We start from the raw sequence: 9,185 nt of genomic DNA on the forward strand, positions 1-9,185 counted from the left end.
TCATCTGCCTAGTTAGTAATATCCATCAGAATAATCTCCAGCATTGGCAGAACCCTTTTGAGCATTATCTGGAGTGGTATCTCCATAGAAAATACTATTCGGAGTAACCGGCTTTGTTTTGATAAACTTTTCGCGTCCATCTAAGCGTTCGGGAATTTCCGGAAATTCCTCAACTGGCATTCCTTCTACTACTTTTTCCATGAATTGACGCCAGGTGAAGGCGGCGGTACTGCTGCTTCCCCAGGTGGGATAACTATCATCATTGCCCAGCCAAACTCCAGTAACTAATTGAGGAATATAGCCAATAAACCAGAGGTCTCGCGCTTCGTCGGAGGTGCCGGTTTTTCCGGCAACGGGACGATTACCTAACTGCGCCGCTGAACCAGTGCCATATTGGACGACGGGTTCTAACATCCAAGTGACGATCGCAGAGGTTTCTTGATCTAATGCTTGTTTGGGTTGAGATTTCCCTTGGTAAATGGCTTTGCCTCGGCGATCAATAATGCGGGTGATGCCGTGGGTTTCATGATATTTTCCTTCAGCGGCGATCGTGCCGTAGGCGCTGGTTAGTTCCAGTAAATTAACTTCAGATCCGCCGAGGGCTAAGGAATAAATTGGGTCAAGTTTTGACTTGATTCCCATATTTTTAGCAAGTTCGATGGTGGGTTCAAAGCCAATATCAATTAAGACTTTTACGGCGACGACATTAATAGAATTGGTTAAGGCATCGCTGATGGAAACCCAACCGCGATATTTGCCGCCATAGTTGCGCGGTTTGTAACCATCAACTTTAAAATTGGCATCTTCATAGCCATCGTAGGGAGACCAACCGGCAGCGATCGCAGCAGCATAGACAAACCCTTTAAAAGTCGAACCCGGTTGACGTTGTGCCTGAGTCACCCGATTGAATTCGCTTTCCTGAAACGATCGCCCCCCCACCATCACTTTAATTTCCCCAGTATCTGGGGCGATCGCCACCAATGCCGCCTGCTCAAATCCTTGGCCAGGTCCATCCAGTTCTGCCGCTTCTTTCACCACCTTTTCAGCCATTTTCTGCCAGTTGAGATCAATGGTAGTTTCCACCGTCAATCCACCCATTTCCAGGGCTTCTTTTGACACCAACTTCGGCAATTCTTTCTGAATATAAGAAGTAAAATAAGGCGCTTCAACTTTGAGTCGTTTTGGCGCGCTTGCTTGCACCTGTAGAGGTTGTTCTCTCGCTGCCGCCGCTGCTTCGGCTGTAATGTATCCCAATTCAGTCATCCGCTGCAAAACAATATTGCGGCGGACTCGGGCATTTTCTTGACTGACTAAAGGCGAGTAAGCTGAAGGGGCCGGTGGCAATCCAGCAATCATCGCTATTTCACTCAGGGTCAATTCATCCACAGACTTACTAAAATAAACCCAAGCCGCATCCGCAATCCCATAAGCACCCGAACCGAGATAAACATAATTCAGGTAGCGTTCGAGGATTTGCTGCTTCCTCATGTTTTTCTCAATTTTTCCAGCTAAAAATGCCTCCCGAATTTTCCGTCCTGCCGTTTGTTCCTGAGTCAGAAACACCATGCGGGCGAGTTGTTGGGTAATGGTACTCCCCCCTTCAACCACCTCTCTAGCGAGGATATTGGCGATCGCTGCCCGCAGTAACCCTTGATAGTCCAACCCTCCATGTTTATAAAATCGGCTGTCTTCAGAAGCGATGAAGGCGGAGACTAGGGGTGGGGGGATGTCCTGCATTCTCAGCTTGTCGCGGGTTGCCGGTCCGATTTGCTGCAAAATAGAGCCATCTTCAGTGGTAATAGTTAACGTCCCATCCCGGACGAAGGTAAAGACTTCTGAGACATCCGGTAAACTGCGATCGATTCGCCACCAAACCCAGGTGAGGGTCCCGGCTGTACTACTGACGACCACAACGCCCAAACCCACCCAAAAGATCCGACGACGATAGAGGGGTTTTCCCCCGGGTTTAACCCAGAGGCGTTTGAGGGTGGCTAGAATATTTCTAGCCGGTTTACGAGCTTTGGAGGGTTTATCGGGATCCGAGGGATTCTCCCCTGGGGCGATCGCCCTGGGTTCCAAAGGTCTACCCCCCTCTCCTGGGGCTAAACTGAGGGGAGACCCGGGAATAGCGGTCCGGTTTGAAGGGTCAACCCCTGGGCGATCGCCTTGGTTTTGCTGGCGCAAATCCCCCAGTTTTTTGGGTTGGGTCCCGGTTGCACTCCCGAATTTCCTGGAGATATTTTTGAGCTTGGAAATAAATTTAGCCACGTCAACTCCTCTCACCGCCACTTACCGAGCCTTATTGGGTTTTATTTTAGAGCTTGGGATCAGTATTTGCATTAAAATTCCGGTTATTTTTTGAGCCGGAACCTAGGCGTTCCGGCAGCGTTCTAGCACAGGGATTTCCAGCGATCGCCGCTAAATTATACTGGCATGACCGATCGCCAGGGCCGTCACCAACATTCCCAACACCAAAAACGGCTGGGCTGATGCCTGATATTTAACATCATTTTCCAAAGGATTCCGAAGAAAATACATATCCTGGAAGGTAATTTGCGGAATCACCAGCAAAATCAGGATAGCTGCATACAGGTTTTGGTGAATGGCAATCAGATATCCCGCGATTCCCAATTGGAAGATATCAATCATCAGGACACAGATCCAAGCGGCAGTCCCGATCCCAAACATCACAGGTAAGGATTGTAAACCCAGTTGCTTATCTCCTTCCACGCTTTTAAAGTCATTGACGATCGCAATTCCCAATCCCGCCATACTGTAAATCAGGGTGATCACCATGATTTTCGGTCCAATTTCCCCAAATAGGGCTTGTCCCGCCCACCAAGGCAGGGCAATATAACTGGCACCTAGGGCATAGTTTCCTAACCAGCCATTTTTCTTCAGTTTCAGGGGCGGTGCAGAATAAATATAAGAAACAAAGGAACCCCCGACTGCCAAGGCGGTAATCGTGGGAAAATCATGACCAGCCCAAATATCTAGGGCGTAGGCGACGCCAATACCTGCCAGTAACAACACCCAAATTTGGCTAATCACTTGAGGGACAGCGATCGCCCCAGAGGGAATTGGCCGATAAGGTTCATTAATCGCATCTAAATCGCGATCGTAGAAATCATTAATGGTTTGAGTGTAGCCTGCCAGCAAAGGGCCAGACATCAACATACAAGCGGCTGCAATTAAAATATGCTCTAACTTCCATTCGTAGTTACCAGAAGCGGCGGCCCCACAGACCACCCCCCAAATCAAGGGAATCCAGGTGATCGGTTTCATCAATTGCAGCCGAATTTTCCAAATGGATGTTTCCTGGACATCCGCCCCTTTCATCCCCAACATCTGCCGAGTTCTAGCATTGCGGTTGGATGACTCAGGGTCAGCAATTGGGGTGGGTGTTGGTGAAGTCGCAGCCTCTGAAGGTGGAACGCGATCGGGAGAGTTGGACAGATTGGACTCAGAGGTAGGGGGGTTAGACATATCAGACTTGGGAGAGTTTCGGTTGGTTAAGTAATCAGTCTAATTGATTATGGGTTAACGACGGAGTGGCAGCAAGGCGATCGCCTTAACCCCTCTGCATTTTTCAAATTCTCAATCCCGACAATCTCAACTCCGTAAGGCGATCGCCCGTCGGATGTCTCCAGTCCAACCGTCACCTCTCCAACGGGCGATCGCACCGTTTAAAACAACTTAAAACCCGTTAAAACGAAATAATTAAGAATTGCTGCTGAAACTTCGCCCCTTTAACCGCTTTCCCCTTTAACTCCGCAGGCAACGAAATATTACGCCGTTGGTCCCCAGCTTCAATCGTCACTTCTGGGCCATATTGCGTCAGCTTGACTTGTTTTTTGTCAAATCCGGGCAAAAATAATTTCACCTGACTGTTTACCCGGTCAACTTCAATCGGTTGGGGGACACCTGCTGGTTTCTTGAAGTCTGGCAAGGCATCCATCAGGGGTTGCCAATCGTTCCCCTCCATCTGTGGAATGGAAGTCACCGGCAGGGGTGCAAATTGTTCCACCACTTCATCGGTAACTGGGGTTAAATTACAAATCAATCCGCCTACGGTTAAACCCGCTTGTTGAGCGCTACCCCACAGATAGCGACTGGTTTCCACCCCAGGGCGATCGCCCGTCGTCACCAAGTAAGCAATCACCCGATTGGGGTCACCCACAGATTGTTTCCCCCGTTCCAATAAATCCGTCGCTTGTTCTGCCGGTTTACCCCCGACATTATCCAAGGACCAGCCGGTATTAAACACCGTACTGGTGACAGGTTGCACAAAAGGCGAAAGCGCTTTACCCAGTTCCGATTCCGCCAACACCCCTCGGAAGCGGCGAATATACCAGCTTAAAATCTCGGGGATTCCCAGCATTCGGAGGGTATCTTTATCCCCTCTGCCGTCGTAAACGATCACATCATATTGATTGCTGGCATCATACTCTCTCAGGGCATTCAGTGCCAGAGCGCTATCCATCCCCGGCAATACTCCCAATTCTTCGCCATAGACCTCCTTAAAAAAGGGAGTACGAAGGTATTCCGCTTCCAAATCTTTCACTTGCTGCCAACTGCGTTGGAGGAGTACCGATGATTCTAGCTGTACTGCTTTGAAGTTAGCGCCGATTTCTATGGGATCGCAGGTGACGGTCGCACCGACGAGTAAACTAAAAGCGGGACTGCTATCTTGGCCGACGAGCAACACGCGGTTACCTTGGGATGCAAATCTTTTGGCAGCGGCGATCGCGACGGTCGTTTTTCCAGTCCCACCTTTTCCTAAAAAGGTCAAAATTAAGGCCATTTGTTTCTGTTGGTTTCCCCTGAACCTTTCTTATGTTAATGGTTGATCGCGGGAGTGACAGGTTGGTTTCCCCACTGTTCCCACCGCGATCGCCCCCCTTATAGGGCTTCGACTTCATCCTCAAAGAACCAAGCCGTGATTCCGCTCTCCAACTGAACCACCACTCCAACACCGCTGGCATCCGTCATTTTAAAATCTTTGATGGTGCCGACGGGATTGGTTTTAATTTTGGCGACCAGATCAGCCGACAATCTTTCTCTGAGGCGGGTAACTTTGACCTTTTGACCGATTTTCATTTGAAATCCTGTGGGTTTCCTCTGATTTAACCATTCCACAGTTTATCAGTGCTTGCCGCTGATTATGAAGCCTTTGGACAAAGGTTGAGGGAGGAATTTTCTGCCTTGATCCGTTGCTCCTTCAGTCTTCTCTAGTCCCCTAACCGAACTCATCATGCTTGCCAAACGAATCTTACCCTGTTTAGATGTCAAAGCCGGTCGTGTTGTCAAGGGAATTAACTTTGTCAACCTTAAGGATGCCGGAGACCCCGTAGAACTGGCTCAGGTTTACAATGAAGCCGGTGCCGATGAGTTGGTGTTTCTGGATATCACGGCCACTCATGAGGACCGGGATATTATTTTTGATGTGGTTTACCGCACTGCCGAACAGGTTTTTATCCCTCTGACCGTCGGGGGCGGGATCCAATCCTTAGAAACCATTAAAAAATTGTTAAGAGCCGGGGCTGATAAAATCAGCATCAACTCCGCAGCGGTGCGAAACCCAGATTTTATTAATCAAGCCAGCGATCGCTTTGGGAATCAGTGTATTGTCGTGGCTCTTGATGCCCGCCGTCGCACGGATCCAGAAAATCCCGGTTGGGATGTGTATGTACGCGGGGGCCGTGAAAATACTGGCATCGATGCGATCGCCTGGGCAAAAGAAGTCGAACAACGCGGATGTGGAGAATTACTCGTCACCAGTATGGATGCCGACGGTACTCAAGCAGGTTATGACTTAGAACTAACTCGCACGATAGCCCAACAAGTGCAAATTCCGGTGATTGCGTCCGGAGGTGCCGGGAACTGCCAACATATTTATGAAGCCCTTACCACAGGCCAATCTGAAGCGGCCCTGCTGGCCTCTTTATTACATTACGGCCAACTCAGCGTTTCTGAGATTAAAACCTACCTCGCCGAACGACAAGTCCCCATCCGTCAATTGTAAAGGGGAGTCCAAACTGCTCTAAACTCCGGTGGTCCCGGCCCACCGGAAGGCCGCCAGAATTAGCGATCGGCCATTCTGACTTCATCTCTAACGCGATCGGCACTCAGCCATTAATTCCCCCTTAAGTCTTTGCCTTCTCTCGGAAGTATGAATATAGTCTTAAGGTTTACGATATAACCGGCGCTGTCTGTCTCGGCAAATTGCCTTCTAATCCTTACTCAGCAGGGATTTGGGTTCCCCCTCCTCTCGAATGGATAGGAGTGGGATTTTTTCTGTAGCTCTCCCCACTTAATCTGAGAGGATGTTAAAATATGTAAAGTAATGGGGGAATATATGTAAAGTTATGATTCTGATCCTCATAATCGTCATAGCTTTGGTGGCCTGGTCCCTGCATCTGATGCAGCAAGCCGTCGATAAAAGTGAATTTTCGCTGATGCTGGCAGGGACCTTGGTCGCAATGGCTGCGGCAGCAATGATGGCCGTCTATTTCCTGATGGGCGACTATATGCTGTATGTCCGAGAAATGGCGAATCGAGGAGTGCTGGAGTCTTATTACACTTCCACCAGCGCGGTAAGTGTTAATCCTTGGATAGAAACGGGGACGATAGATTATTATGAAACCAGCGATCGCGCCCCACTGCTGCCATAGCCCTAAATTTTCAGGGGGCGCTCAACAGGGGTTATCCCGCATGAAATTGCCTCACCGCAACGATCAGCAGACTACCGCAGAAAATTTGGACAATTTTTGACTAACCTAGTTGACAAATTAATCCGGTTCGTGCCAATATAATAAAGCGCTGAACGGGGCTATAGCTCAGTTGGTAGAGCACCTCAATGGCATTGAGGGGGCCAGCGGTTCGAGTCCGCTTAGCTCCATATAAATCAGAAAGAGGGACACAGTAATGTATTGTGTCCCTCTTTTTTTTCTCAATTTGCGCGCTTTGAGAATCAAAAATTCCCCTAAATTTAGCAATAGCCACAGGGACTACAGTCCCGATTGTTCCCAGTCATCAACCCATCCTAAACCCATCCTAGGGGCGATCGCACCTGTAGATCCGCAGCAGCAACCTCAGCAAAAAAGAACAAGATTCATTACAAACCGAGATCCAGGGAGAACCTCGATTCTCGCGATCCCTATGACTCTATGTTTATCCCAATCGCGATCCCCAATCTACACGGGCCGTCATTGTACTGAATTAAATCAGGCGATCGCCCTTTGCTCCCTGAGTTTAGTCAGTCTTAATACTTAGGTCGAAAGACATATCAAATTTTCATAATAAAACTGTTACAATTTATACTAAATTTACAATTTATAGAGATTTTTCGGTTAGGCTACGAATAACAAGGAAATTAATCACAGCGTGCTGACATCCCGCGCCACTCCATCCGCGAATCGTATGGCTAAAACCGGGCGCGGGATCACCGAGTTGATCCGCCCTTCATTCCCCAAATTATAAATCTATGGTTTTATCAACGCCCTTAACACAAATTTCCCCCTCCCCGGCTTACATTTGTCCCCATGACCGCGCCTGCACCTACTTGGGACAAGCAGCCCTGGCCTTAGAAATGGATCCGAACATCTTGCGGATTCTCGAACAACCGCGCAAAGTCGTCACTGTCTCCATTCCCGTACTCTTAGATAATGGCGAAGTCCAAGTCCTCGCCGGACATCGAGTCCAACATTGTGACGTTCTAGGACCCTATAAAGGCGGAACTCGTTATCATCCAGCGGTTACCTTACAGGAATTATCCGCCTTAGCTATGCTGATGACCTGGAAATGTGCCTTAGTCGGAATTCCATACGGGGGGGCCAAAGGCGGCATTGCGATCGACCCCCATCGTTACTCTGTTCGTGAATTAGAACGGATTACTCGACGCTACACCAGCGAACTGATTAAAGATATTGGACCGGCGATCGATATTCCAGCCCCAGATATTGGTACGTCCTCCCAAGAAATGGCTTGGATGATGGACACTTATTCGATGAATGTCGGTCATGCCGTCCCGGGAGTTGTCACGGGAAAACCGTTATCCATCGGCGGTTCCAAAGGTCGGGCTATGGCAACGGGACGGGGTGTGATGATTACGGTCCGGGAAGCCTTAATCGAACGGGGACAAACCTTATCCCAAACCCGGATTGCGATTCAAGGGTTTGGTAAAGTTGGTGCGGCAGCATTCGCGTTACTCCATGAAGCCGGTGCCAAGATTATCGCCGTGTCTGATGTTTCCGGTGCATTTTTTGCCGAAAACGGATTAGATATTCCTGCACTGGAAGGATATGCCCGAGAAAATAAAGGCAGTTTGGCAGGATTTCCCGACGCCGAACTCATTACTAACGCCGAATTATTGGCCCTACCCTGTGATGTGCTGATTCCAGCAGCCCTAGAAGACCAAATTACCGAGGAAAATGCCGAGCAGGTCCAAGCGCAAATTGTGGCAGAGGCTGCTAATGCGCCGGTTACTTTAATGGGCGATCGCCTCCTAGAAGCCCGAGGCATCACCGTCCTCCCGGATATTTTAGCCAACGCCGGGGGCGTGGTGGTCAGTTATTTGGAATGGGTCCAAGGTCAATCCTACATCTTTTGGGATGAGGAACGGGTCAACCGGGAAATGGAAGGGTTGATGGTGCAAGCCTATCAGCGAGTCAGCGAACTAGCCCAAAACCGCCAGATTCCCTTGAGACAAGCGGCCTATATGTTGGGAGTAGGGCGCGTGGCTGAGGCTTTACGCGATCGCGGTCTATATCCATAATCTGAGGATTACCATAGACCCCGGTCTCCAGATGGAGGCCGGGGTTTTTTGCGGTTACTTCTATATATATAGAGAAACGTCATAGAAACGCCCGGTTGAGGGTCCTTGGAACGTCGGTCTCATCCCCAAGGCGATCGGCCTTTATCTATATCTATATCTATAGAACCGGCTATTCTAGGATCCTTGAATCCAGTTCATCCCCTCTAGCCAAGGTTTCATCCTCAAGGCGATCGCTCTTCTCCAAAAACTACCTTGAGAAAGAACCGCGATCGGACCCTCCTCTATCTGGGGATTGAGCAATTTTACTCAGGGAAGTCTTCCTTAGTTCGAGGTTATCCCTCAATTCTTTAAAAAATTTCTATTCTAAAACCTTTGTCAGGCAAGACTTCCAGACTTTTTTCAAAAAAAA

Annotated in this window: 8 protein-coding genes and 1 tRNA gene; 4 read left to right on the plus strand and 5 right to left on the minus strand. The window is 49.1% G+C overall.

From position 1 onward, the window contains the following. Window positions 1–12: 12 nt before the first annotated feature. From J0895_RS18945 to petP, 5 genes are all read right to left on the minus strand, one after another. Window positions 13–2,268 (minus strand): transglycosylase domain-containing protein, encoded by a 2,256-nt coding sequence (locus J0895_RS18945; RefSeq protein WP_340643551.1) that lies wholly within the window; start codon window positions 2,266–2,268, stop codon window positions 13–15. Window positions 2,269–2,418: 150 nt separating this feature from the next. After that, complete coding sequence (gene chlG / locus J0895_RS18950) at window positions 2,419–3,486, minus strand: chlorophyll synthase ChlG (protein ID WP_207089567.1); 1,068 nt, start codon at window positions 3,484–3,486, stop codon at window positions 2,419–2,421. Window positions 3,487–3,533: 47 nt separating this feature from the next. Continuing rightward, window positions 3,534–3,683 (minus strand): hypothetical protein, encoded by a 150-nt coding sequence (locus tag J0895_RS18955; protein ID WP_207089568.1) that lies wholly within the window; start codon window positions 3,681–3,683, stop codon window positions 3,534–3,536. A 23-nt stretch (window positions 3,684–3,706) separates the two neighbouring features. Further along, window positions 3,707–4,804 (minus strand): Get3/ArsA fold putative tail anchor-mediating ATPase NosAFP, encoded by a 1,098-nt coding sequence (locus J0895_RS18960; RefSeq protein WP_207089569.1) that lies wholly within the window; start codon window positions 4,802–4,804, stop codon window positions 3,707–3,709. Between the two features lie 98 nt (window positions 4,805–4,902). Continuing rightward, a complete protein-coding gene (gene petP, locus J0895_RS18965) occupies window positions 4,903–5,100 on the minus strand; it encodes a cytochrome b6f subunit PetP (RefSeq protein WP_207089570.1) in 198 nt (65 codons plus the stop codon). 154 nt (window positions 5,101–5,254) lie between these two features. Here petP and hisF point away from each other — a divergent pair, with 154 nt between their 5' ends. The 4 genes from hisF to J0895_RS18985 all read left to right on the plus strand — a co-directional run bounded on the left by hisF (window position 5,255) and on the right by J0895_RS18985 (window position 8,776). Beyond that, a complete protein-coding gene (gene hisF / locus J0895_RS18970) occupies window positions 5,255–6,025 on the plus strand; it encodes an imidazole glycerol phosphate synthase subunit HisF (protein ID WP_207089571.1) in 771 nt (256 codons plus the stop codon). 343 nt (window positions 6,026–6,368) lie between these two features. Next, on the plus strand, window positions 6,369–6,674 hold the full coding sequence (locus tag J0895_RS26835) for a hypothetical protein (protein ID WP_207089572.1): 306 nt from the start codon (window positions 6,369–6,371) through the stop codon (window positions 6,672–6,674). Window positions 6,675–6,828: 154 nt separating this feature from the next. Further along, window positions 6,829–6,901: transfer RNA gene (locus J0895_RS18980), tRNA-Ala, on the plus strand. A gap of 585 nt (window positions 6,902–7,486) precedes the next feature. Then, window positions 7,487–8,776: a Glu/Leu/Phe/Val family dehydrogenase gene (locus J0895_RS18985; RefSeq protein ID WP_207089573.1), complete on the plus strand. Its 1,290-nt coding sequence runs from the start codon at window positions 7,487–7,489 to the stop codon at window positions 8,774–8,776. Window positions 8,777–9,185: the final 409 nt, after the last annotated feature.

The sequence above is a fragment of the Phormidium pseudopriestleyi FRX01 genome, assembly GCF_017313335.1.
GTDB classification, from domain to species: domain Bacteria; phylum Cyanobacteriota; class Cyanobacteriia; order Cyanobacteriales; family Laspinemataceae; genus Laspinema; species Laspinema pseudopriestleyi.